This is a genomic window from Rubrobacter marinus (genome assembly GCF_011492965.1).
Lineage (GTDB): Bacteria > Actinomycetota > Rubrobacteria > Rubrobacterales > Rubrobacteraceae > Rubrobacter_F > Rubrobacter_F marinus.
Window position 1 is genome coordinate 2397234 of record NZ_CP045121.1, and the last position, 23176, is coordinate 2420409.

Below are 23176 nucleotides of genomic sequence, written 5' to 3' on the forward strand. Positions count from 1 at the left end.
GGGTAGTACTCGAGGTCCGCGTCGAGGTAGGCGACGAGGTCTGCCCCTCCTCCACGGCCGTTCGGAGGCCCGTGCGCACGGCCGCGCCGAGGCCCCTGTTCCCCTCGTGGCGGACGACGAGGGCGCCGCGCCGGACGGAGATCTCCGCGGTGCGGTCGCCGGAGCCGTCGTCGACCACGACGGCGAAGAGCTCGCAGCCGGGCACGCGGACGCGCTCGATGCGGTCCAGAAGCTCCCCGATGGTGGCCTCCTCGTCCATCGCGGGACGACGACGGCGAGGCGCCTCACGAGCGCTCCCGCGTGCCCCGGCGCTCCACGGCCTCGGTGAGTACGCGGCCCGTGGAGCCCGCCGGGGCTCGACGCCGAGGAGGTAGCTTATCGTGGGCGCGAGGTCGAGGATGGAGCGGGGCTCCTTCACGACGCGGCCCTCGGCTATCCCTTGCCCCACATCGCGAACGGGACGAAGCGCTCGCCCTCGGAGAGGTGCCCGTGGGCGCCGATGCCGATGCCCTGGCCGTGGTCGGCCATGAGGACGACGGCGGCGTCTTCGAGGTAGCCGCGCTCCTCGCACCAGCGCATGAACTCCTCGATGAGGCCGTCGGTGATCTCGATGCGCTCGACGTACTCCGGGTAGTACGTGCCGCGCGTGTGGCCGTTCTGGTCCACGGCGAGAAGCTGGAGGATCAGGAGCTCCGGGTCGTGCTCGTGGAGCTCGCGCCGGGCCGCGGCGATGAGGTTCTGGTCGATCTTGTCGTTGTGCGCGACGCTCGTCACGCTCGCGACGTCGTCCCCGAAGGAGTCGATGAGGTGCGCGATCCCTACGAGCCGCCCGACCTTTCCGTGCCTCCTCAGGACGTCGAAGATGCTCTCGACCTTGAGCCCGAGCTTCAGGACGAGGTTCGAGCGGATCCCGTGCGCCTCCGGCGACGCCCCCGTGAACATCGACGAGAAGCAGACCACCGTCCGCGCAGGATACGTCGTCTCCACGCTCTCGTAGACCGTCCCCCGCGCCATCATCTTCTCCAGGTACGGCTTCTCGGCCTCACGGAAGCGGTCGAGGCGGCACCCGTCGATGACCACCACGATCACGCGCTTCGCCAGCGGCCCGTCCTCGTTCACCTCGCGCGTCGGCTCCGCCGGGTACACGGGCTTCCACGTAAAAAGGAACCTGTGGACGAGGTAAGACGCGACGCCGACGAGGAGGGTGAACCCGAGGACGAGCAGGGCGCGGCCGGGGCTCGGGGGCTCGGCGACGAGGTACTCCAGCGTGAACAGCGCGATCAGGGCCTTGGGCACCTGCTCCTGGAAGTTGCCGCTGGTCGAGTCCGGGTTTTCCCAGACGAGTTTCCAGAACCGTATGAAGTTGGTCTTGGGCGCCCCGGTCCTCAGGTGGTAGTAGAACGTCCCCCAGAAGAAGACGGTAAAGAACACGTAGAGCCCGAGCACGAGCCCGAGCGCCGCGAGGTCGACGAAGCGGAACAGCAGCAGGAAAGCCGCGAGGAACACGAGCAGCGCGCGCCGGAGCCCCAGCGGGAAGTCGTAGCGGACGAAGAGCACCACCAGCGGGGCCGTCAGCGCGAGCGCCGGCAGCGCCAGGCCCCAGAACCCGCCGCTGAGCAGGTCCGGGAGGTGTAGCAGCAAGAACGTCCCGAGGACGAAGACGGGGTGGAACGACTTCCCTCGTTGAGGACGTTCCAGCACCGGGCGGCGACTATCTCAAACCTGGAGGCCGGCTTCATCGGCCACCCCTTTCCGAACGGCCGCGAGCCCCTCCGCAAAGGCGAAGGGGCCGCGGCGAATGCGTACAGGAACTTGATCGCGTGCGTCGCCACGGCGGCGGCGAACGCGGTCTCGGCCGGCACCCGAAGGTGAGCAGGATCGCGACCATCCCGGCCTCGTAGGTACCGAGAGCCCCCGGCGTGAGCGGAACCGCGGCGACGAGCACCGCGAAGAGCGTGGCCGCGACCACCTCCGCGGCCGAGAGCCCCATCCCGAGCCCCTCCCTACGGTCCAGAGGATACCGGCCTCCAGCACCCAGGCCGGCGCCGCGAACGCGAACGACCTCGCGAGCGCGCCGGGCGAGACCCCGCGCAGGGCCGCGAGGACCCCCTCCGCTCGCCGCAACAGTCCGGCGAGGCGACCGGAGGAAGCGCGGGGGAGCCGCAGCCCGAGGCGTGGTATCAGGGCGAGGGCGGAGACCGCGCAGACCACGACCCCGGCGGGCAGGACCGCCCGCTCCCAGCCACCGGCCCCGGCCAGCGTCCACGCGGCGCCGAGCACCGCGAGCAGGCCCGCGAGGTCGACCGCCCGGCTCGCCACGACGCCGGCCACCGCCTCCTCCCCCGCCACGCCGCGCCGGGAGAGGGCGTACATGCGGGCGATATCGCCGGCCTTCGCGGGCGCGGCGTGGTTCAGGAACAGGGCGCCCATGAGGAGCGAGAAGAGCCTGCCTCTGGGCACCGGCGCCCCGGCGAGCGGGCGCCAGGCGGCCGCCCTCAGGACGAACGCCCCCGTGTAGGCGACGAGCGCCAGCCCTACCTCCAGCGGATGTTCGGCGACATACTCCCCCGCCCCGACGAGGTGGGCCGGCGCCAGCGCGAGGGCCAGCCCCGCCAGCGCGACCATCCCGAGGGCGAGGGCCGCGACCCTGACCCTCATGCCGGCGCCCGCCCCTCCATCCGAGCCGCCCAGGCCACCGGGAGACCTGGCACCGCTCAGGCGACCCGCGGGGCGGCGCGCCCCGCGACGGTCCACCGCACCTGCTCGCGCACGCCCTCCTCGACCGAGACCCGGGGGGCGTAGCCGAGCTCCCTCCGGGCGCGGGTGAGGTCGGCCCACGTGGAGCGAACGTCCCCGGGCACCGGCGGCCCATACGCGACCTCCGGCTCCTCGCCGAGCGCCTCCCCGACGAGCGCCACGAGCTCCGCCACGGTCGCCCGCGACCCGCCCCCGACGTTGTACGCCCGGGCGGAGACGGTCCCCTCCACCTCCAGAGCGGCCACCGTCGCCTCGACGACGTCGGAGACGTAGGTCATCTCGCGCACCTGGGTGCCGTCGCCGAAGACCTCCACGGGCTCCCCGCTCGTGACGCGCTCTATAAACCGCGAGAGGGCCATCTCCGGGCGCTGGCGAGGCCCGTAGACCGTGAAGTAGCGGAGCACGGTAGCCCGCACCCCCTTCTCCCCGGCGTAGAGGCCCACGAGCTCCTCGGCGGCGAGCTTCGAGAGGCCGTAGGGCGAGGCGGGCCTGCGCGGGGCGTCCTCGCCGACCGGCCCGCCCCCGTCGGGGCCGTACACGGAGGAGGAAGAGGCGTGCACGAAGTTCTCCGTCCCGCCCGACGAGGCGGCCTCGAGGAGGCGCTGCGTAGCGTAGACGTTGCGCTCCAGGTAGGTCTCGAACCGCTCCCCCAGCTCGAGCGGACGCCGGGCTCCCCCGCGAGGTGCGCGACCCGGTCCACCCCGTCCAGAAGCCCGCCGAGGTCCATGCGGCAGAGGTCACCCTCCACGAAGCGGAACCGCTCGTGCGGGAGCGCCCCGAGATGTTGCGCCTCTTCGTGCCCTTCGCGTAGTAGTCCGTGAGGGAGTCCACCCCGACCACCTCGTACCCGTCGTCCAACAGGCGATCGACCAGATGGGACCCTATAAACCCCGCCGCCCCCGTCACCAAGACCCTGCCCAACGAATCCTCCTAGCCGCCCGGCGCGCACGGCGCGCACCCGAATCGCGCCGAACCTTAATTGACAATGATTGTCAATGTCAAACCCGTCGGACCGGCGCCGGTGCGGCAGCCCCGGCCGGTGGCCGGAGGCACGGCTAGACCCGGACGGCGGTGCGGGGGAGTAGGCCGGGCGTCACGAGCTGCTTACGGGCCCTGCGAAGCACCGCCGTCGCCACGCCGGGACCCGGTCGCGGCGTAGAGGTTGGCGACCGTGTACGGCCGCCGCTCGCCGGCCTGCGCGGGGCCCGGCTCCGCGCCGGACACCGGCACCAGGATGCGCTCGTACCCCGGGCCCTCTAAGCGGTCGAGGGCGGGCCAGGCGGTCGCCAACGAGGCGGCGGTCGACACGCGCACCGCCGCGGCGTCTCCCCCGGTCCGAGGGCGGAACCCGGGGAAGCCGAGGGCCGCGCCCCACCCCAGCGGGATCAGATCCACCTAGATCACGCCGTCCGTCCACTCGCCCCCCAGGGGCGCGGCGACGTCCTGGTTGGGTCGGCCAGGGGCGAGCGTGCCGTAGACCGCCAGCGTGCGGCCCGTCCCGAAGAGATCGTCGAGCCGCCGCTCGGTGCGGCGGCCGTCCGACCCCGCCGCGCCACCCGTAGCATCGCGCCGGCGGTGCGCCGTGTTCGCCGCGGCCACCAAGCGCCTCAACGCGGGCAGCGACACATCTTCCACACGCGCAACTAGACACACCGATCGGCCGACGACCCAAGAAACGAGAAGGCCGCCGATGGGCCGATACCGCAGAGCCTGGCAAGCGCGGCACGTGAACGTACGCGATCTCCTCGCGCCGCGCGCCGACGGCCACGCTTCGCAGGGTTCGCGAACAGTTTTGGTATCGAGGGCGCGACGATCTGCTGTGTGCAAGTGAGCGATCGCGCGTGGATTCGGGGCGTCGTCTAGTCGTAGTCGCGGGAGGAGGTCGTCCGTCCCGCGCCGCTCTCCTCGATGGTGAAGAGGCGGTAGGAGATGTTCAGGGTCTCCTTCTTGCGGGGCAGCTCCTTCTCCACGGGGGAGAGTATGGGCAGGGAGACCTCGCTCGTGCCCGCGCTGCGGAAGCGCAGGCCGGAGATCAGGGGGGCAGGGCCTCCGTCGAGCGTCATGTAGGCGGCGTCCTCCAGCAGCCCGGCCCTGCGGAGCTCGTCGACCTCCTGGCGGAAGCGATCCCGGCTGTAGGGGAGCACCGGGCGACCGTAGAGGTACTCGAAGGTGGAGGCGGAGCGGTCCGTGCCGTCCGGGACCTCGACGAAGAGCACCCGGGACTCGGGGACCGCGCGCTCGACCCTGTCGAACGCGGCCACAGCGCCCTCCAGCTCCCTGAACGCGAGGACCGGCAGCGCGGCGTTGACGGTCCAGGCGAGGGCGACGGCGGCCAGGACGCCGGAGAGGGCGAGGCCGGCGCGCGGGCTCCACAGGCGCCTTAGGACCCGTCCGGCCTCGACGACGGCGAACCCGGCGAGGAGGGCCACCCCCGGAAAAACCGCCGGCACGAACCGGCGCGTCGCCCACGGTAGGTCGGGGGCGACGTTCGGCACCGTCGTGTACAGGACGCCGAAGCTCAGGACGGCGCAGAGCAGGAGGACCCTCGGCGCGTCCGGGCGGCGGGCGGCGAGGACGAGGCCGAGGAGCGCGAGAACGGCGACGGGCGGGGTCACGAACCAGGTGAGCCGGAGCAGGATCTGCTCGCGGTAGGCGTCGTAGTCCCTGGACCCGTCCGGCAGGCTCTCCCACGGCACCGGCAGGACGAAGTAGCCCCAGAGCGCGACCCCGACCACGGCGAGGGCGCAGGGCACCGCCAGGCGGGCGCCCCGGACCCGCACCCAGACCCCGAGGCGCTCCCCGTAGCGCCGGCGCAGCGCCCAGAGGGAGCCGAGGACGAGGGCCGCGGCGACGAGGGCGTAGGGGGCGAGCTCTAACGCCTCGTCCAGGTCGTGGCGGCCGTAGATCAGGTTGAGGTAGCGCCCCCGAGGGTGTTCAGGTAGGCGAGGGCGGCGAGGGCGGCGAGGGCGAGCGGCACGCCGGGGTAGAGCCAGCGCCAGAACGGCCTCCGGAAGAAGAGGTCGCAGAGGGCGAGCGCGGGCAGGGCAAGCGCCGCCAGAAAGGCGTCCACCCGCACGAGCATCGCCCCGCCGAGCAGGAGCCCGGCCACGACCCCGTGGCCCGCCCCGCCCCGGACGAACCGGACCGCGAGCCACAGCCCGGAGAGCACGAAGAGCTGCGAGATCACCTCGCTCGACGGATGCCGGGCCCACCAGACCTCGGCATAGCTCGTCGCCAGCAATGCAGCCCCGAGAATCCCGGCCCAGCGCCCGAAGAGCTCGGAGCCCAGCAAGAACGCCATCCCCACCGCCAGGGCGCCGAGGACGGGCACGACGTACAAGCTGCCCCACAGGCCGCCCGCGAGGTTGCCGAAACCCAGAAAGGCGAAGGGGCCGGGGAAGAACTGGGGGACGATCAGGTCCTGCCCGAAGACGTAGAAGCCGGGGTACTTTATCCCCTGCGCGAAAGGATGGAACGGCGCCACCGCCCCGACGAGCGGGTCCCGAACGAGAAACTCGCCCGTGCGCGCCAACCTGTCGGCGACGAGGGCGTACACCCCGGGATCCCGGCTGTTGATCACGTACTCCGCCGGCCGCGCGTACAGGGCGAAGCTCCCCGCCACCAGCCCGAGCACGGCCGCGTCCCACCCAGTAACACGCGGTAGCGGGCGTGCCTCCCCCCCACGCGAGAGCAGCCAGCCGACGACCGCACAGGCCCCGAGGCTCGCCAGGATCGCGGGGACCCGGAACGCGCCCGCCAGCGCCAGCCCCACGAGCACGGGCGCTACGACCCCCACCGAGGCGGCCAGCCGCAACATCACCCACTCCCCCAGCCGTCGCCCTTGCGCGCGAGGCCCCCCCGAGAAAATGCCCGGGAGGTAAGCGAAGGCCAGCAACAGGACCGCCGTCAACACGCCGAGAAGCCCCGCCGTCCATGGATTCTACGGAGCCTCCCCCAACCTAGTGACCTGGCTCACACGCGCCGCGCCCGGAGCTTGACTTGCGCCCGCGGCGTAAACTACCCTTGGCGTGTTGTTATTGCAAACGATTGTCATTATAAAAAGAGCGGGTCGGGGGCTGCGGGACGCGGTAGCCCTCCCGGCGATGTCTCGCCGTTGCGGGCGGGACCGAGTCTAGAACAGGCGGGCGGTTTGTTGCTAAAGAGGTCTTCCATCTTCGTTCTCATGGCGTTGTCCCTCGCGCTCGCCGGGGCCTGCGGCCAGGAAGCGCCGAGCGGGGGCCAGGGCTCCGGCGGCGGCGAGACCGCCGGGGGCGAGACCACCGGGGGTACGACGGGCGAGACCACGGCCGCGGAGCCGTTCCGGGCGGAGGAGGGCGCGCTCGTCATCTACTCCGGGCGCGAGGAGGGCCTCGTCGGGCCGTTGATCGAGCAGTTCGAGGAGGAGACCGGGATCGACGCCCAGGTCCGCTACGGCGACACGGCGGAGCTTGCGGCGACCATCTCCGAGGAGGGCGAGAACAGCCCGGCGGACGTCTTCTTCGCTCAGGACCCCGGGGCCCTGGGAGCGATCGCCGACGCCGGCGCGCTCAAGGAGCTGCCGCAGGAGACCCTCGACCGCGTCCCCGAGGCGTACCGCTCACCCGAGGGCCAGTGGGTCGGTACCTCCGGTCGCGCGCGGGTCGTCGCGTACAACACCGAGGCGCTCCAGGAGGACGAGCTGCCCCCCTCCATCTTCGACTTCACCGACCCCGAGTGGAGCGGCAGGATCGGCTGGGCGCCGACGAACGCCTCCTTCCAGGCCTTCGTGACGGCGCTGAGGGTGAGCGAGGGCGAGGACAGGGCTCGCGAGTGGCTCGAGGGCATCCAGGCCAACGACCCGATCGTCTACCCGGACAACTCGACGACGCTCGACGCCGTTGCTTCCGGCGAGGTGGAGGTTGGCTTCATCAACCACTACTACCTCTACCGGGCGCTCGCCGAGCAGGGCGAGGACTTCGGGGCGCGCAACTACATCCTTCAGAACGGCGACCCCGGCGCCCTCGTCCTCGTGGCCGGAGCCGGCATCCTGAACACCGCGGACAACCCCGAGGAGGCGCAGCGCTTCGTCGACTACCTGCTCGCGGATCAAGCCCAGCAGTTTTTCGCCGACGAGACCTTCGAGTACCCGATGGTAGAGGGCATCCAGACCCCGAGGGGCTCGTTCCGCTCCGCGAGATAGAGGCCCGGACGTGGACCTCGGCGACCTCGACGACCTGCAGGGGACGCTGGAGCTCCTGCGCGAGACCGGGGTCTTGTAGGGGTGGGGGGAGCGGCTTGACGGTTCTGCCGAAGGAGCGCGTAGCGGCGAAGGGCGCGAAGCGGCGCCCGCGCGGCAAGCGCCCGCCGGCGCTCGTGGCCCTGCCGGCCGCCCTCGTCGCCCTGGCGATGGTGCTGCCGCTCCTGTACCTCGCCATCCGGGCCTCGGAGGCGGGGCTGACGGAGATCTCGGAGGTCGTCTTCGACGCGTCCTCCCTGGAGGTGCTCGCCCGGAGCGTGCTGCTCGCGGCGGTCGTCACGGCCGTGGCGGTGGGGATCGCCGTCCCGCTCGCGTGGCTCACGGCGCGCACGGACCTGCCGGGGAGGCGCGTGTGGGCGGTGCTCGCCGCGCTGCCGCTCGTCGTCCCCTCGTACGTGGGGGGCCTGGTGCTCGTCAGCACGCTGGGACCACGCGGCCTCCTCCAGGGCGCCCTCGCGCCGCTCGGAGTGGAGAGGCTGCCCTCCATCTACGGGCTCCCGGGGGCGGCGCTCGCGCTCTCGCTGTTCACCTACCCTTACGTGTTCCTTACCGTGCGGGCCGCTCTTCGGGGGATGGACTCCTCGTTCGAGGAGGCGGCGCGTTCGTTGGGGAGCGGGCGCTGGGCGACGTTCTTCAGGATCACGCTGCCCCAGCTTCGGCCGGCGATCGTGGCCGGGGCGCTGCTCGTCGCGCTCTACGCCCTCAGCGACTTCGGGGCGGTCTCCTTGCTGCACTACGACACGTTCTCGGCCGAGATCTACATCCAGTACAAGTCGGCCTTCGACCGCACGCCGGCCGCGATCCTCGCCCTCATGCTCGTCGTCCTCGTCGCCGCGGTGCTCGCGGTGGAGCACCGGACGCGCGGCCGGGCGAACTACGGGGGGAGGAACTCGGCGGTGGCGAGGCCCGTGCCGCTCGGGCGCTGGCGCCTGCCGGCGCTCCTGTTCACGGGCGGCGTCGTCTCGCTCGCACTCGTCCTGCCCGTCGGCATCCTCGTGTACTGGCTCGTCCGCGGGCTCGCCGCCGGAGAGACCTTGGAGTCCGTGTGGGAGAGCGCGTGGAACTCCGTCTTCGTCTCCGGGCTCGCGGCGGGAGTCGCAGTGCTCGCGGCGCTGCCGGTGGCCGTCCTCGCGGTGCGCTTCCCCGGCAGGGTCTCCGGCTTCGTCGAGCGCCTCTCCTACGTCGGGTTCGCCCTCCCGGCGATAGCGCTCGCGCTCGCGCTCGTCTTCTTCGGCTCGAACTACGCCCCGGCGCTCTACCAGACCCTGGCGCTCCTCGTCTTCGCCTACGTCGTCCACTTCCTGCCGCAGGCGCTCGGCGCGATCCGCGCGGCGCTCCTGCAGGCCCGCCCGAGCGTCGAGGAGGCGGCGCGCTCCCTCGGCCGCGGACCCCTGGGGGTGCTCGCGACCATCACCGTGCCGCTCGCGCGTAACGGGCTCGTCGCGGGGGCCGCGCTCGTCTTCCTCACCACGATGAAGGAGCTGCCGGCGACGTTGCTGCTCGGGCCGATAGAGTTCGACACGCTCGCGACCGAGGTGTGGAACGCGACCTCGGGGGCGTTCTTCGCGAGGGCTGCGGGGCCCGCGCTGCTGCTCATCCTGATCTCCGCGCCGCCGCTCTACCTGCTCACGATCCGGGACCGGGTTAAGTAGGTGAGCGCCGCCGTGAACATCTCGGGGGTCGAGAAGAGCTACGGCCCCGTGCACGCCGTGCGCAGCCTCGACTTCGAGCTGGAGGCCGGGAAGGTGCTGGCCCTGCTGGGTCCTTCGGGCTGCGGCAAGACCACCACCCTGAGGCTCATCGCGGGCTTCGAGCACCCGGATACGGGGACCGTGGAGATCGCGGGCCGCACCGTCGCGGGCCCGGGGGTGAACGTCGCGCCGGAGAAGCGCAGGGTAGGGATGGTCTTCCAGGACTACGCCCTCTTCCCCCACCTCACCGTCGCGAAGAACGTCGCCTACGGGCTCTCCCGGAGCAAGAACCGCGAGGGGGTCGTGGAGGACGTGCTGGAGCTCACGCACCTCAAGGGCCTCGGGGACCGGATGCCCCACGAGCTCTCCGGCGGGCAGCAGCAGCGCGTCGCGCTCGCGCGGGCCCTGGCGCCCGAGCCCGCCATCGTGCTGCTCGACGAGCCGTTCAGCAACCTCGACGCGGCGCTCAGGGCGCGCGTGAGGACGGAGATGCGCGAGATCCTCACGGACGCGGGTGCTACGGCGATCTTCGTCACCCACGACCAGGAGGAGGCCCTGAGCCTCGCCGACGAGGTCGCCGTGATGCTCGACGGCGTCATCTCCCAGAAGGCCCCGCCCGAGAAGCTCTACAACCACCCCGCGAGCCGCGCGGTCGCAGGGTTTGTCGGCGAGGCCAACTTCCTCCCCGGCCGGATGGAAGCGGGGCGCTTCGTCTGCGACCTCGGGGAGATCCCGGCGGTCGGAGACGTGGCCGAAGGCGGCGAGGGGGACGTGATGCTCCGCCCCGAGGCGCTCCTCCTGCTCCCGCTCGGGCACAAGCTCGCCGCCGGGGAGGCGCAGGTCGTGCGCCGCGAGTTTTTCGGCCACGACCAGCTCGTGGAGCTCCGCCTCGACTCCGGTCGCACGCTCCGCTCGCGCGTCTGGGCGGGCTCGACCTACAAGATCGGCGAGCGCGTCGCCGTCGGGGTGCAAGGCCCGGCCGTGGTCTTCCCCGCCGACGCCGACCGCGCGGCAAAACACTAACCCCTATCTCGGATCGGAGGATCTGGACCTTGCGTAGCCCTGTGCTGGAAAAGTTCGTGTTGGGAGTGGGTGCCGTGCTCGCGGTCGCCGTCGTCGCGGGTTGCGGGCAGACGGCCCCCCAGGGGAGCGGCGGGGAGGCCGGCGAGACCGCGGCGGAGACGACCGCGGAGACCACGGCAGAGACCACCGCCGCCACGGAGGTCGGGAGCACGCCGGAGCTCGAGGCGGCCTCCGAGAGCTACGGGGAGTACGTCGTGGACGAGACGGAGGACCTCGTCGACGCCACGGATCGGTTCACCGGCGCCGTAATCTCCGGCGACGTCGAGAGGGCCAAGCGGCTCTACGCGCCCACGCGCGTGCACTGGGAGAGGATCGAGCCGGTCGCGGCGTCCCTCGGCGACCTCGACCCGAAGATCGACGCCCGCGAGGGGGACGTGCCGGAGGAGGAGTGGGGCGGCTTCCACAGGATAGAGCAGGCGCTCTGGGAGGAGAACACGACCGAGGGGCAGGAGGAGTACGCCCGCGTCCTCATGGCCGACGTCGAGGCCCTGAGGACGGAGGTCGAGGGCCTGGATCTCGAGCCCTCGGACCCGGTCGTGGGCTCCATCGAGCTCTTGAACGAGGTCTCGGCCGGCAAGATCACCGGCGAGGAGGAGCGCTACTCGCACACCGACCTCTACTCCATCGCCGCGAACATCGAGGGCTCGGAGGCGGCCTTCCGCTCGCTGGAGCCGGCCGTCGAGGGCGAGGACCCCGAGCTCGTCCAGGAGATCGACGACCGCTTCGCGGACCTCTACGCCACCCTGGAGCCCTACCGCGACGGCGATGGCTGGGTCCCCTACACCGAGCTCGACGAAAGGGAGAGGCGCGAGCTGAGCCAGAGCGTGGACGCGCTCGCCGAGCCCCTCTCCCGGGTCGGGCAGGTCCTCCAGGCCTAGCCGATGAGCCGCGAGGAGAGGCCCGAGCAAGAACGCGGGGCGAGCGGCCCCCTCGACGGGCCGCGCGGCAAGCGCCTGAGCCGGCGGGAGGCGTTCCGGCTCGCCGGGGCGGCGGGCACCGGCCTCGCCCTGGGCGCGGGCGGCATGGGGGTGGCGGCGAGGGGCAGCCGCGCGGAGGAGGCCAGCCCGGACGCCGAGGCCGTCCCGTTCTACGGCGCCCACCAGGCCGGCATCGCCACGCCGTCGCAGCACCGCCTGCACTTCACGGCCTTCGACGTCGTGACGGAGGACCGGGACGAGCTGAGGGACCTCCTGCGCGAGTGGTCCGAGGCGGCGGCCTTGATGTGCGCGGGCGAGCCGGTCGGCGACGTGGGGGGGGCCGGGTTCAGCCCGTACCTGCCGCCCGACGACACCGGGGAGGCCATCGGGCACCCAGCTTCCAGGCTGACGATCACGTTCGGCTTCGGACCGACGCTCTTCGAGCGCGACGGCGAGGATCGCTTCGGCCTCGCGGCCCGGAGGCCGAAGGCCCTCGCGCCCATCCCGCCGATGCCCGGCGACGCCCTCCGGCCCGAGCTCTCGGGCGGCGACCTCTGCGTCCAGGCCTGCGCGGACGACCCGCAGGTCGCCTTCCACGCCGTCCGGAACCTCGCCCGCATAGGGCGGGGCGTCGTCGAGATGCGCTGGTCTCAGATGGGGTTCGGCCGCACCTCCAGCACGAGCAGGCAGCAGGAGACGGGGCGCAACCTCTTCGGGTTCAAGGACGGGACGAACAACCTCAAGGCCGAGGACGAGCGCGCGATGGACCGGAACGTCTGGGTCGGGCTCTCGGAGGGACCGGGGTGGATGGAGGGGGGCACGTACCTCGTCTCCCGCAGGATCCGGATGCTCATAGAGGTCTGGGACCGCTCCTCGCTCGACGACCAGGAGAAGACCTTCGGCCGCCACAAGGTGAGCGGCGCGCCCATCGGGCGGGAGGGGGAGTTCGACGCCGTGGACCTGGAGGCCGAGGGCGAGGACGGCGAGCCGCTCGTCCCCGAGAACTCGCACGTCCGGCTGGGGGCCGAGGGCGGGGAGAGCATCCTGCGCCGGAGCTACTCGTACACCGACGGCATCGACCGGGAGAGGGGCCAGCTCGACGCCGGGCTCTTCTTCGTGTGTTTTCAGCGGGACCCAGGGCGGCAGTTCGTCCCCATGCAGCGGCGCATGGCCGAGAACGACGCCCTGAACGAGTACATCTCGCACACGGGGAGCGCCGTCTTCGCGCTCCCTCCGGGTGCGAGGGAGGGCGGCTACGTCGGCGAGGGGCTCTTCGCCGGGGCGTGAGGCATCTGGGGCGGGGCCGGACGTCCCGTTACAATAATGGGGTAGCAGGGAGAGCGGGAAGGTTAGGGATGAACGTTTTCGGGTTGGACATCGGCGGGTCCGGGATCAAGGGCGCCCCCGTGGACACGAGGACCGGCGAGCTCGTCGGCGAGAGGATAAGGGTTCCCACCCCAAAGGCCGGCAGGCCGGACGACGTCGTGGCGACGGCGGTGAAGGTGATCTCGCGCGCCGGCTGGGACGGCCCGGTGGGCGTCGGCTTCCCGGGGGTGGTGAAGGACGGCGTCGTCCACACCGCCGCCAACGTGGACAAGGGGTTTATAGGGTTCGACCTCGGGGAGCGGCTGCGCCGGGAGCTTGGCACGCCGGTGAGCATCGTGAACGACGCCGACGCCGCGGGCCTCGCCGAGATCCGCTGGGGCGCCGGCCTCGGGGTCTCGGGCGTGGTCCTGATGCTCACCCTCGGGACCGGCATCGGCACGGCGCTGTTTATCGAGGGGAAGCTCGTCCCGAACACTGAGCTCGGTCACATCCAGCTGCACGGCGACGACGCCGAGCACTACGCCTCCGACCGGGCGCGCAAGGTCCACAACCTCTCCTGGCAGGACTGGTCGGGGCGCCTCATGGAGTACCTGCGCGCCATGGAAGACCTGTTCTGGCCCGACCTGATCGTCATCGGCGGCGGGGTCAGCAAGAGGTCCGAGAAGTTCCTCCCCCACATCGAGACGCGCACCGAGATCGTCCCGGCGGAGATGCTCAACGCCGCCGGCATCGCGGGCGCCGCGCTCGCCTACGTCCCCGAGGCGCCCGTCCCGCCCGAGCCGCCCACGGCGAACATCGGGGAGTTCAAAGGACGTTCCGCCTGAGCTCGTCCAGCGGGTAGCGCGTCCCCCGCCACTCGATGCCCCCCGTCCGGATCGCGCGGTAGGCGGATCTGAGCGCGGCGTAGGCGAACAGGGCGATGCCGAGCGGATGGAGCGCCGTGTGCAGGAGCGGCGCCTCCGACCCCGAGCGGCGGTACATCGCGTGGATCAGGGCGACGTTACCGAGGCACGCCGCCCGGGGTGCCCCTCGCCCCAGCAGGAGGGCCCCGGCGAACGGCAACACGCCGACGAGGGCGTGCAGGAGCACGCCCGCGACGATCGCGCCGAGCCGGTAGTCCGCCCCGGCGTAGACGCTCTTCTCCAGGCCCCGTATCGCGCCCCGCACGCTGGTGTGCCACTCGACCAGGACGAGGCCGTCCCCGGAGGCCACGTCCTGCCGGAAGCCCCGGATCTTCAAGAGCTTCGCGAGCTTCATGTCGTCGTCGGGCCGCAGGGCTATCGCCCGGTGCGTCCCGGCCGCGAGGTAGGCGTCGCGCCGGACGAGGTTGAAGGCCCCGACGCCGACGCTCTCCTTCCTGCGCGGGTCCTTCGCCAGCCAGGGGCGCGCCACGAGCGTAAAGATCAGGTAGAACGTCGCGACGAAGGCGGAGAGCAGCGTTCCGCGAGAGAGTACGTCGGGCGAGAGGGTCAGGTGGTCGAGCCCGTCCCTCGTGGCGCAGGCGACGGCCCGTGCCAGGCAGCCCGGCGCGAGGTGGACGTCCGCGTCGGAGAAGAGCAGCCACTCCCCCCCGGCCTCCGAGGCACCGACGTACAGCGCGTGGTTCTTGCCGAGCCACCCCTCCGGCAAGCTCCGCACGCTCAGGACCGTGAGGTTGGGGTATTCCCCGGCGAGGGAAGCGAGGATGCCGGGCGTCGCGTCCGTCGAACGGTCGTCCACGGCGAAGACCTCCAGGCGCCCGGGGTAGCCGTTCTCGAGGACGGACCGCAGGGCGCCGGCGACGGCCCGCTCCTCGTCGCGGGCGGGCACCACGACGCTCAAGGAGGGGTAGCCTCCAGGGAGAGGCCCCGGCTCGAAGTCCCGGAGGGCGCGGATCTCGCGCATGCCCCGGAACCAGCCGATGCTCAGCGCGAGTTGCGCCGCCAGGCCGAGAAACGAGAGGAAAGAGAACAGGCGCCGCGGGTACGGCGTCACGGCGTCAGCCGCCGCGCGGGATCAGGGCCACGACCTCGGCCCGCCGCGCGGGGTCGTCCTCGAAGACCCCGCGGGCGGCCACGGTGACCGCGACGCTCCCGATGGTCTCCGCCACGCGCGCCGTCATGCAGGTGTGCGTCGCCTCGACCACCACGAGGGAGCCGAGGGAGCCCAGGGAGCCGTACAGGGCGTCCGCGATCTGGGCGGTCAGGCGCTCCTGGAGCTGCGGGCGGCGGGCGTAGCCGTCCACCACCCGCACGATCTCCGAGAAGCCCGCGACCCGGCCGTTCGGGAGGTAGGCGACGTGGGCCTTGCCGGCGAACGGGAGGAGGTGGTGCTCGCAGGTCGAGGCGAGCGGCACGTCCCGGATCAGGACGAGGTCCCGGGCGGTCTCGTCGAAGCCGCCTTCGAGGTGGCGCGTGGGGTCCTCCCGGAGGCCGGAGAAGAGGTGGGCGTAGGCCTCGGCGACGCGATCGGGCGTCTCCCGGAGGCCCTCGCGGTCGGGGTCCTCGCCGATGGCGGCCAGCATCTCTCGAACCGCCCGGGCCGCGCGTGCCTCGTCCAAGCGACCTACCCCCTCACGAAGCGCGGCAGCCCGCGCAGGTCCGGCAACACGGCCGTCGCCTCCGGCGCCTCGACGCCGCCCCTCCGGTCGACGAGCACCGCGTCGATGCCCGCCCTCGCCGCGCCCCGCACGTCCGAGACGGGGTCGTTGCCGACGTGGACCGCCCGGTGCCCCTCCACCCCGGCGACGCGCAGCGCCTCCTCGAAGATGGTGCCCTCCGGCTTCTCCGCGCCGACGATGGCCGAGACCACGAGGTCGTCGAAGAAGCGCCTCCAGCCGAGCTCCTCCAGCACCCCTTCGAGCCCGATGTCCCAGTTCGAGAGCGCGTAGAGCGGAACGCCGATGCTCCTCAACTCCTCCAGGACCGCCTCGGACTCGCAGTACGGGTTGAACACGGTGCACCTGCCCGCCACCTCGACGAGCAGATCCGTCGGGGCGTCGAGCCCCAGGGTGCGCGCCGTGTTCTCCGCGTTCTCCCGCCGGAAGCGCGCGAGCTCCTCCTCCGTCGCGTAGTTTATGTTCTCCCTTATGTGCGTCTTGAGGCCCTTCCAAACGGGGCCGGTGGCCTTCTCGACCGTCAGCGGCCCATCCGTCGTGTAGGGCGAGAGCGCGCTGACGTAGCCCTCGACGTCGAGGTCGACCCACAACAAGGTCCCGTCTATGTCCAGGAAAACGGCGTCGTAGCGCAAGGATCAGGCCCCCCGCCCGGCGCCCGTTAGCCCGAGAAGGGGCCGGGCGTTCCCCTCCCCGGAGCTTCCGGGCGAGCGGGGATGGGGCTCGAAAGCCCTCGGCATCTTCTCGTAAGCTCTCACGGTCCTACCTCTGGCCTGCGGGTTCGATTCACCGTGCGAGTATAAACGTGCGATCGGGCGGGGTTTGTGATTCCTAGAGTATCTCGGCGTCGAGCCCGCGCTCCTCCGAGAGCTTCTCGAGGATGTTGTCCGCGTCCTCGGTGAGGCCGGACTGGATCTGGAAGTACGCCGTCTGCGGGTACGAGTCTTCGTTCGGCTCGGAGTCCACGTGCTCGTAGTCCGCCCCGATCTCGTCCAGGGCGTCCCGCACGGCTTCGAGGTCCGCCTCGCTCCCAACGTTCCCCACGCGCAGCATAGTCTCGTCCATGCCCCGCTCCCTACCCCGAAACCACGAGCGGCGAAACTCGGCCGCGAGGCCTCCCCTCAAGCCCCACGACGGCCCACCGGCGCCCGGCGAAGCGCGAGCCGCAGGTGACGAGGCGCGTCGCCATCAACACGAGCAGGGCGACCCAGACCCGAAGAGCCCGAAGCCGAAGAAGAGCGCCCCGAGGGCGAGGGGGCGAAGGCGGCGAGCGCGGCGAGCATGGACCACTTCAGGAAGCGGGTGTCGCCGGCCCCGATCAGGATGCCGTCGAGGGCGAAGACCGCCGCGCCCACGGGCTGCATGAGGGCGAAGAGCGGCCAGATCTCCGCGGCCCGTCCGATCACGGCCGCGTCGTCGGTGAACAGACGGGGAATCAGACCCCCAACAGGACCAGCGCCACAGCGAAGAGGGAGCCGACCGCGACGGACCAGGAGATCATGCGCACGGCCGCCCCGTACGCGCCCTCGGCGTCCCCCGCCCGAGGGCGCGCCCGACGATGATCTGGCCGGCGATCGCGATGGCATCCAGCACGAGCGCGAGAAAGAAAAACAGCTGAAAGGCGACCTGGTGCGCCCCGAGCGAGGCCTCCCCGATGCGCGCGACCACCGCCCCGCAAGCGCGAACGAGAGCAGGAGCGCCCCCGTGCGCACCGCGATGTCCCCCCGACCTTCAAGAGCGGCCGGACGGCGGACCACCGCGGGAGACGCAGGCCCCCGAGGCGCGCAGCAGCGCGAGCACGAACGCCGCTCCCATCCCCGCCTGGGCGATCACGGTCCCCCACGCCGAGCCCGCTATCCCCACCCGAACCCGTAGACGAACAGCACCTCCAGCACGACGTTCGCGGCGTTCGCCGTTACCACGATTAGGAGCGGCAGCTTCAGGTCTCCCACCCGCGCAGGAAGCCCTGCCCGCGAGCGCGATCATCGCGAACGGCAGCCCGAGCGCCGAGATCCTCAGGTACTCCACCGCCATCTCCCCCACCCGGCCGTCGCCGCCCATGAGGGAGACGGCCGGGCCCGCGAAGAGGAGCGCGAGCGCGAGGAGCAGGCCGCCGAGGGCGACGGAGATCCAGAGCGCTCCCGACCCGACGCTCCCCACGGCCCCGTCCTCGCCGGCGCCGTGCAGGCGGGCCACCCTTGCGGTCGTGCCGTAGGTGAGGAAGTTGAAGAGCGTGACGCTCGTGGTCAGCAGGATGCCCGCGATCGCGAGGGCGCCGAGCTCCGGGGTGCCGAGGTGGCCCACGATCGCCGTGTCGACCAGCACGTAGGTCGGCTCGGCGGCGAGCGCCCCCAGGGCGGGGAGGGCGAGCCGCAGGATCTCCCGGTCCTGAGCCCGGGCCTTCGGGTTGCGTTTCACAGAGCGGCGGCGTAGGCCCTAGCGGAAGTCGTAGCCTACGAACTCGCCGTCCTTCTCTATGGGCTCGCCGTCGGCGTAGAGCTCGCCGCCCTCGCGCAAGTCGCAGATAAGGTCCCAGTGGACCGACGAGTCGTTCTTGCCGCCCGTCTTCTCGTAGGAGCGGCCGACCGCGAGGTGGATCGTGCCCCCCAGCTTCTCGTCGAAGAGGATGTTCTTCGTCGCCCTCGGGATGCCGTAGTTCGTCCCGATCCCGAGCTCCCGAGGTACCTTGAGCCCTCGTCGGCGTCGAGCATCGCGTTCAGGTACTCCTCGCCCTTCTCCGCGCTCGACTCGACGACCTTGCCGCCCTCGAACCTGAGGCGGACCCCCGAGACCTCGCGCCCGGCGACGGCGACCGGGATGCCGAAGAAGACCTCGCCCTCGGCGGAGTCCTCGATCGGGCCCGTAAAGATCTCGCCGCACGGCATGTTGTGCATCCCGTCGCCGTTGAGGAACTTGCGGCCCCCGATGCGGAGCTTCAGGTCCGTCCCCGGGCCGACGATACGCACCTCGTCGGCGCGCTCGAGCCGCTCGATCAACCGCCCCTGCTCCTTCGCCTTCTCCTTCCAGTAGGCGACCGGGTCGTCCTCGTTCAGCGCCATCGCGGCGAAGACGAACTCCTCGTAGTCCGCGAGGCTCATCTCGGACTCCTGGGCCAGGGCCGCGGTCGGGAAGAGCGTCAGCGCCCAGCGGTCCTTGCCGAGCACGATCTCCTGTATCGCCTTGTCCCGCTTGCCCAGGGCGCGCTGCTTGCCGGGGTCGACCGCCGCGAGCGCCTTCGTGTTCTGGGACGCCATGATCGAGATGAACGCGTCCGCGCCCTCGTAGATCGCGCGCGTCACCCCGGGCGTCTCCTCGTAGTGGCTCTCCTTCGCGCGCTCGAAGAACATCTCCTGCATGCCGGGGAGCTGGACCTGCGGTATCGGCACGGCGCCTACGTCCAGGAGCCGACCGTAAATCTCCCGGATCAGGGGCTCCGCCGCGACCCCGCCGGAGACGACGACCTGCTCGCCCTCCCCGGCCCCGATGGAGTACTCCACCAGCAACCGGGCCAGCTTCTTCAACCGCTCATCGACCATACGGAAGCTCCTTCTCTCGAAAACCTCGAAAGAGCTTACCACCGCCACAATCCCTGCCGGAGAAGCAGGATCGGGGCGAGGAGTCCCTGGGATGATCCGCGAAACCGGCCCGTCGTTCGCCGCGTCATCTCTTCGTAAGGCCAGAACTCACCCGAAGACGCAGCTACCGCAGACCAGGGCCGCGCCCCTAGACGAGACCCGAAATTTCCCGACAGAACGGGTCGAAACCGGGGGCGTCTCCTCATGACGTCGGGATGTATCGCCCCGTAGAGTGCCCTCAACCGCAAGGACCGAGCGCAAAGGAGGTCGCCCACATAGGAGTAGAGCGACGCTGGTTCGGAAATTGGTCACGCTAGTCGCGCCCGCCACGGGCGGAAAGGAGCACTGAATGTCGTCTGCGGCCCTCTTCCGGTTGAGCGGGCTGGCCCTGCTCATCGCCCTGCCCCTCCAGGTTTTGGGCTTCGTCCTGCACCCTCCGAGCGAACAGGCGGTGGACGTGCTCAAGCCCCTCTACGCAACGGCCCACCTCGTCGTTTTCGCCTCGTGGCTGTTCGCGTTGCTGGGCCTGACGGGGCTCTACGCCCGTCAAGCGCACCGGGCGGGGGTGTTGGGCCTGCTCGGCTTCGCCGCTACCATGTTCGCCGCGGCGTACCACTTCTACCTCTTGCTGTACGAGGCGTACGCCGTCCCCCTGCTCGCTCAGGATCCGGCGACACGAGCCCTGATCGGGGACGGCCCGATGGCGCACGGGGCCGGCGCGCTCGGACCTCTTGCCCTCCTGTCCGTCCTGGCCTTCCCGCTGTTCGGGATAGCGACCGTGCGCGCCCGGGTGCTGCCGCGCATGGCGGGATGGCTGCAGATCGCGAGCGTCCCCGTGTTCTTCGCGAGTATCGTGCTCGTCCCGCTTGGCATCTTCGCGGAGGGCGGGACGTTGTCGCCCATAGCCATGCTTTACTACCTGACTTTCCTGGGATACGCCTGGGGCGGGTACGCGCTCTGGACGGGCAAGGAGCGGGTGCGCGAGCCCGCGATCCGGCGGGACGCGGCGCAGCCCGTCGCGTAGGGAGACTCCGAGGGAGTAGAATCGGATTGATGCATTCGCAGCATGCCACGCCGCAAGAGAGAGCGCGGCCGGAGACGCCGGCCCTGCGGGGTCGCAGTCTCACCCTTGCCCGCGCCGGTTGGGCCGCGCTCGTCGCGCTGAACCTCGGTCTTTTCGCCGCCGCTGTGCCCGCGCTTCACGCGCGGCGCGGAGCTCCACCCGAGGCGGTGCGGACGGAGCTCCTGCAGATCGGCATCCCCGAGGGCCTCTATGCCGCGTACCTCACCGGGCTCATGGCGGCCTTCGGGCTGGGATGCTTCGTGGTGGCCGCGGTGATCGCGTGGCACCGGTCCTCCGATCCCGTGTCGCTGTTCGTCTCGCTCTTCCTCGTGCTGATGGGCGCCGTCAACGCCCCGAACGTGCAGGCTCTTGCGGCCACGTACCCCGGGTGGGGCCCGGCTTTCGAGTTTTCGTGGTGGCTTCTGTGGGCGGCCCTGATCGTCTTTCTCTTCGTCTTCCCCAACGGGAGGTTCGTGCCGCGTTGGACGCGAGGCGCGGCCGGGCTCTTTCTCCTGGGGACCTTCGTCGCGCTGTTCCTCGGCAGAGGGACGCCCACCGATCCCCGTCCGCCCTCGCCCGATCCTCTTCGGGGGCTGCTCGCCGGCGTGGCCGCCCAGGTCTACCGTTACCGCGGCGTGTCGAGCCCGAAGGAGCGGCAGCAGACGAAGTGGGTCGTCTCCGGCGCGATCGCGGCGATCCTGGTTCAGGTGCTCGGCATCCTGGCAGCCCCCTACTCGCCGGGCCCGGCGTCCCGTCCGTGCTCTACGACGTGGCCGACGTCACCGCCATCACCCTCGCCTACTTCCTGATCCCCCTGAGCATCGGCGCCGCGATACTGCGCTACCGGCTGTGGGACATCGACCTCATCGTCAACCGCGCCCTGGTCTACGGCGCCCTGACCGCGTGCGTGGTCGGGCTCTACGTACTTCTGGTCGGAGGGGCCGGCGCGCTGTTGCAGGCGCGCGGCAACCTGCTCGTATCGGTGTTGGCGACGGGGCTCGTGGCCGTGCTGTTCGCTCCCCTGCGCGACCGGTTGCAGAGGGCCGTCGACCGGTTGATGTACGGCGAGCGCGACGAGCCCTACGCGGTGCTGTCGCGTCTCGGGGAGCGCCTGAGCGCCACGCTGGAACCCCGTGTGGTGCTGCCCGTGATCGTCGAGGACGTGGCAGAGGCGCTCCGGTTGCCGCACGTGGCGATCTGGCTTGCCGACGGTGACGCCCTTCGCGTCGTGGCGGCCCACGGCGGGGCTCCGCCCGAGAAGGCCGTGCGCGACGCCGACGCAGTGGAGAAGCTGCGCCGCGAGCCGGACGGGCTCAGGCCCGAGGACCTCGGCCCGTCGAACCCCTGCGGGTCCGCCCTCGCCCGCAGCGGGGCGGAGCTCGTTCTCCCGCTGGCGCACCGCGGCGAGCTCGTCGGCGCCCTGAGCGTCGCCTCCCGCGGCCCCGGCGAGGACTTCTCCCCGGCCGACCGCAGGCTGCTGCGCGACCTGGCCACCCGGTCGGGGGCAGCCGTCCACGCGGTGCGGCTCACGGTCGCCCTGAGCGACAGCCTGGAGGACCTCAGACGCTCGCGCGAGAAGCTGGTGGCGGCGCAGGAGGAGGAGCGCCGCCGCATCCAGCGCGACCTGCACGACGGGCTCGGGCCGGTCCTCGCGAGCATGAGGCTCAGGCTCGAAGCTTGCCTGGATGCGGCGCAGGAAGCCCGGACCCCGCTGGCCGGCGACCTCGAAAGGCTCTACGAGCTGGTCGGGCAGGCCACCGCCGACATCCGTCGCCTGGTCTACGACCTCCGCCCGCCGATCCTCGACCAGCTCGGGCTCGTCCCGGCGCTGCGCCAGCACTGCGAGCGTTTCGCCAGGGAGACGGGCGTCGAGGTGCGCTTCGAGGCCGACGACGGGCTCTCCGTCCCCGCCGCCGCGGAGGTGGCCCTCCTGCGCGTCGCCCAGGAGGCGCTCCTCAACGTGAGCAAGCACGCCGGGGCCTCGCGGGTGGACGTTCGGCTCGAACGGAGGAACGACGGCCTCGAACTGAAGATTCGCGACGACGGCTCCGGGCTCCGCGCGAACGGGCGCGACGGCAAGGGCATCGGTAGCATGCGCGAGCGGGCGGAGCTGCTCGGCGGCGCGCTACGCCTGACGGCCCAGCCCGGCGTCGGCACGGAGGCCGCGGTGCGTATCCCGATCGAGGCCGCCGACAAGAAGGCGCCACTTTGAGCGAGGAGATGGTAGCGGCGGGCAGCGCCACGCGAGTGCTCCTGGCCGACGACCACCGGCTGTTCCGGGAGGGCGTCGCGAGCCTCTTAGAGCGAGCCGACGACGTCGAGCTTGTAGGCGAATCCGCCACGGGCGAGGAGGCGGTGCATCTCGCCGAGGAGCTGGCCGCCGACGTGGTGCTCATGGACATAAAGATGCCCGGCATGGACGGCATCGAGGCCACGAGGACCATCGTGGGGCGAAGCCCGCACGTGGGCGTCATCGTGGTGACCATGTTCGAGGACGACGAGTCGGTCTTCGCGGCGCTCAAGGCGGGCGCACGCGGCTACGTCCTGAAGGACGCCGACCGGGGGGAGCTGCTGCGCGCCATCCGGGCCGTCGCCCGGGGCGAGGCTCTGCTCGGCGCCGCCGTAGCCCGTCGCGTGCTCGAACAGTTCTCGGGGCGGCCACCGGCGCCGGGCCCGCGGGCCCTACAAGCCCTTCACCGCTCTTCGACGAGCTCACCCCCGGGAGCTGGAGGTGCTGCTTCTCATAGCTCGGGCCTCAAGAACCGCGAGATCTCCGCCCGGCTCCACATCAGCGAGAAGACGGTCGGCAACCACGTCTCCAACGTCTTCCGCAAGCTACAGGTCGCCGACCGCGTCCAGGCCATCATCCGCGCCCGCGAGGCGGGCTGGGGGCGGCGCGTAGGAGCCCGAAGAGCGTTAGACTCACGCGGATGAG

At 71.5% G+C, this 23176-nt stretch carries 24 protein-coding genes and 4 pseudogenes; 10 read left to right on the forward strand and 18 right to left on the reverse strand.

Annotation, left to right across the window (positions count from 1 at the left end; all coding sequences use genetic code 11):
* Window positions 1–115 precede the first annotated feature (115 nt).
* The 9 genes and pseudogenes from GBA65_RS26485 to GBA65_RS12360 all read right to left on the reverse strand — a co-directional run.
* Window positions 116–259: pseudogene (locus GBA65_RS26485) on the reverse strand (glycosyltransferase family 2 protein); the annotation flags it as partial.
* 25 nt (window positions 260–284) lie between these two features.
* Window positions 285–1739 (reverse strand): annotated as a pseudogene (locus tag GBA65_RS12330) (alkaline phosphatase family protein).
* Window positions 1717–2658, reverse strand: coding sequence for a lysylphosphatidylglycerol synthase transmembrane domain-containing protein (locus GBA65_RS12335; RefSeq protein ID WP_166396810.1), 942 nt, complete (start codon window positions 2656–2658; stop codon window positions 1717–1719). The pseudogene GBA65_RS12330 and the gene GBA65_RS12335 overlap by 23 nt, the downstream one beginning before the upstream one ends.
* A 56-nt stretch (window positions 2659–2714) precedes the next feature.
* Complete coding sequence (locus tag GBA65_RS12340; protein WP_207956353.1) at window positions 2715–3491, reverse strand: NAD-dependent epimerase/dehydratase family protein; 777 nt, start codon at window positions 3489–3491, stop codon at window positions 2715–2717.
* 115 nt (window positions 3492–3606) lie between these two features.
* Window positions 3607–3663 (reverse strand): annotated as a pseudogene (locus tag GBA65_RS26490) (NAD-dependent epimerase/dehydratase family protein); the annotation flags it as partial.
* Window positions 3664–3861: 198 nt separating this feature from the next.
* Complete coding sequence (locus tag GBA65_RS12345; RefSeq protein ID WP_166396811.1) at window positions 3862–4152, reverse strand: hypothetical protein; 291 nt, start codon at window positions 4150–4152, stop codon at window positions 3862–3864.
* On the reverse strand, window positions 4153–4368 hold the full coding sequence (locus GBA65_RS12350; RefSeq protein WP_166396812.1) for a hypothetical protein: 216 nt from the start codon (window positions 4366–4368) through the stop codon (window positions 4153–4155).
* 248 nt (window positions 4369–4616) lie between these two features.
* Window positions 4617–5537: a hypothetical protein gene (locus GBA65_RS12355; RefSeq protein ID WP_166396813.1), complete on the reverse strand. Its 921-nt coding sequence runs from the start codon at window positions 5535–5537 to the stop codon at window positions 4617–4619.
* Between the two features lie 125 nt (window positions 5538–5662).
* On the reverse strand, window positions 5663–6574 hold the full coding sequence (locus tag GBA65_RS12360; RefSeq protein WP_166396814.1) for a glycosyltransferase family 39 protein: 912 nt from the start codon (window positions 6572–6574) through the stop codon (window positions 5663–5665).
* Window positions 6575–6907: 333 nt separating this feature from the next.
* On the opposite strand from GBA65_RS12360, the gene GBA65_RS12365 reads away from it, so the two are divergent.
* The 6 genes from GBA65_RS12365 (at window position 6908) to ppgK (ending at window position 13834) form a co-directional block, all read left to right on the forward strand.
* Window positions 6908–7936, forward strand: a complete 1029-nt coding sequence (locus GBA65_RS12365) for an iron ABC transporter substrate-binding protein (RefSeq protein ID WP_207955723.1) — start codon at window positions 6908–6910, stop codon at window positions 7934–7936.
* 95 nt (window positions 7937–8031) lie between these two features.
* Window positions 8032–9645 (forward strand): ABC transporter permease, encoded by a 1614-nt coding sequence (locus GBA65_RS12370; RefSeq protein ID WP_228281300.1) that lies wholly within the window; start codon window positions 8032–8034, stop codon window positions 9643–9645.
* Window positions 9646–10707: an ABC transporter ATP-binding protein gene (locus GBA65_RS12375; RefSeq protein ID WP_166396815.1), complete on the forward strand. Its 1062-nt coding sequence runs from the start codon at window positions 9646–9648 to the stop codon at window positions 10705–10707.
* Between the two features lie 29 nt (window positions 10708–10736).
* A complete protein-coding gene (efeO, locus tag GBA65_RS12380) occupies window positions 10737–11645 on the forward strand; it encodes an iron uptake system protein EfeO (protein WP_207955724.1) in 909 nt (302 codons plus the stop codon).
* 3 nt (window positions 11646–11648) lie between these two features.
* Window positions 11649–12971 (forward strand): iron uptake transporter deferrochelatase/peroxidase subunit, encoded by a 1323-nt coding sequence (gene efeB / locus GBA65_RS12385; RefSeq protein ID WP_166396816.1) that lies wholly within the window; start codon window positions 11649–11651, stop codon window positions 12969–12971.
* A gap of 68 nt (window positions 12972–13039) precedes the next feature.
* Window positions 13040–13834 carry a polyphosphate--glucose phosphotransferase gene (gene ppgK / locus GBA65_RS12390; RefSeq protein WP_166396817.1) on the forward strand — a complete coding sequence of 265 codons (795 nt, stop codon included), beginning with the start codon at window positions 13040–13042 and terminating at the stop codon, window positions 13832–13834.
* Here ppgK and GBA65_RS12395 read toward each other — a convergent pair.
* The 9 genes and pseudogenes from GBA65_RS12395 to GBA65_RS12430 form a co-directional block, all read right to left on the reverse strand.
* On the reverse strand, window positions 13815–14984 hold the full coding sequence (locus GBA65_RS12395) for a glycosyltransferase (protein WP_166396818.1): 1170 nt from the start codon (window positions 14982–14984) through the stop codon (window positions 13815–13817). The two genes, ppgK and GBA65_RS12395, sit on opposite strands and share 20 nt — an antisense overlap.
* A 4-nt stretch (window positions 14985–14988) precedes the next feature.
* Window positions 14989–15549, reverse strand: coding sequence for a GTP cyclohydrolase I FolE (gene folE, locus GBA65_RS12400; protein ID WP_166396819.1), 561 nt, complete (start codon window positions 15547–15549; stop codon window positions 14989–14991).
* Window positions 15550–15554: 5 nt separating this feature from the next.
* Window positions 15555–16238 (reverse strand): HAD family hydrolase, encoded by a 684-nt coding sequence (locus GBA65_RS12405; RefSeq protein WP_166396820.1) that lies wholly within the window; start codon window positions 16236–16238, stop codon window positions 15555–15557.
* Between the two features lie 196 nt (window positions 16239–16434).
* Window positions 16435–16668, reverse strand: coding sequence for a hypothetical protein (locus tag GBA65_RS12410; protein WP_166396821.1), 234 nt, complete (start codon window positions 16666–16668; stop codon window positions 16435–16437).
* 56 nt (window positions 16669–16724) lie between these two features.
* Complete coding sequence (locus tag GBA65_RS12415) at window positions 16725–17009, reverse strand: hypothetical protein (protein ID WP_166396822.1); 285 nt, start codon at window positions 17007–17009, stop codon at window positions 16725–16727.
* Between the two features lie 91 nt (window positions 17010–17100).
* Window positions 17101–17271 carry an MATE family efflux transporter gene (locus GBA65_RS12420; protein ID WP_166396823.1) on the reverse strand — a complete coding sequence of 57 codons (171 nt, stop codon included), beginning with the start codon at window positions 17269–17271 and terminating at the stop codon, window positions 17101–17103.
* Window positions 17272–17334: 63 nt separating this feature from the next.
* On the reverse strand, window positions 17335–18021 hold the full coding sequence (locus tag GBA65_RS12425; RefSeq protein WP_166396824.1) for an MATE family efflux transporter: 687 nt from the start codon (window positions 18019–18021) through the stop codon (window positions 17335–17337).
* 18 nt (window positions 18022–18039) lie between these two features.
* Window positions 18040–18270, reverse strand: coding sequence for an aminopeptidase (locus tag GBA65_RS26495; RefSeq protein ID WP_407691089.1), 231 nt, complete (start codon window positions 18268–18270; stop codon window positions 18040–18042).
* A 68-nt stretch (window positions 18271–18338) separates the two neighbouring features.
* Window positions 18339–19139, reverse strand: a pseudogene (locus tag GBA65_RS12430) (aminopeptidase); the annotation flags it as partial.
* Window positions 19140–19527: 388 nt separating this feature from the next.
* Here GBA65_RS12430 and GBA65_RS12435 point away from each other — a divergent pair.
* From GBA65_RS12435 to GBA65_RS12450, 4 genes are all read left to right on the forward strand, one after another.
* Window positions 19528–20202, forward strand: coding sequence for a hypothetical protein (locus GBA65_RS12435; protein WP_166396826.1), 675 nt, complete (start codon window positions 19528–19530; stop codon window positions 20200–20202).
* A gap of 206 nt (window positions 20203–20408) precedes the next feature.
* Window positions 20409–21050 carry a hypothetical protein gene (locus GBA65_RS12440; protein WP_166396827.1) on the forward strand — a complete coding sequence of 214 codons (642 nt, stop codon included), beginning with the start codon at window positions 20409–20411 and terminating at the stop codon, window positions 21048–21050.
* Window positions 20999–22453: a GAF domain-containing sensor histidine kinase gene (locus tag GBA65_RS12445; RefSeq protein ID WP_166396828.1), complete on the forward strand. Its 1455-nt coding sequence runs from the start codon at window positions 20999–21001 to the stop codon at window positions 22451–22453. Before GBA65_RS12440 ends, GBA65_RS12445 begins: the two co-directional genes overlap by 52 nt.
* Complete coding sequence (locus GBA65_RS12450) at window positions 22450–23175, forward strand: response regulator transcription factor (RefSeq protein ID WP_228281301.1); 726 nt, start codon at window positions 22450–22452, stop codon at window positions 23173–23175. Before GBA65_RS12445 ends, GBA65_RS12450 begins: the two co-directional genes overlap by 4 nt.
* The last annotated feature ends 1 nt before the right edge of the window (window position 23176 follow it).

Bases quoted from the DNA above. Each gene is read 5' to 3' on its own strand.
- GBA65_RS12335 (WP_166396810.1), bottom strand. From the start codon at position 2,658: ATGAGGGTCAGGGTCGCGGCCCTCGCCCTCGGGATGGTCGCGCTGGCG.
- GBA65_RS12360 (WP_166396814.1), bottom strand. From the start codon at position 6,574: ATGTTGCGGCTGGCCGCCTCGGTGGGGGTCGTAGCGCCCGTGCTCGTG.
- efeB (WP_166396816.1), top strand. From the start codon at position 11,649: ATGAGCCGCGAGGAGAGGCCCGAGCAAGAACGCGGGGCGAGCGGCCCC.
- ppgK (WP_166396817.1), top strand. From the start codon at position 13,040: ATGAACGTTTTCGGGTTGGACATCGGCGGGTCCGGGATCAAGGGCGCC.
- GBA65_RS12410 (WP_166396821.1), bottom strand. From the start codon at position 16,668: ATGGACGAGACTATGCTGCGCGTGGGGAACGTTGGGAGCGAGGCGGAC.
- GBA65_RS12435 (WP_166396826.1), top strand. From the start codon at position 19,528: ATGTCGTCTGCGGCCCTCTTCCGGTTGAGCGGGCTGGCCCTGCTCATC.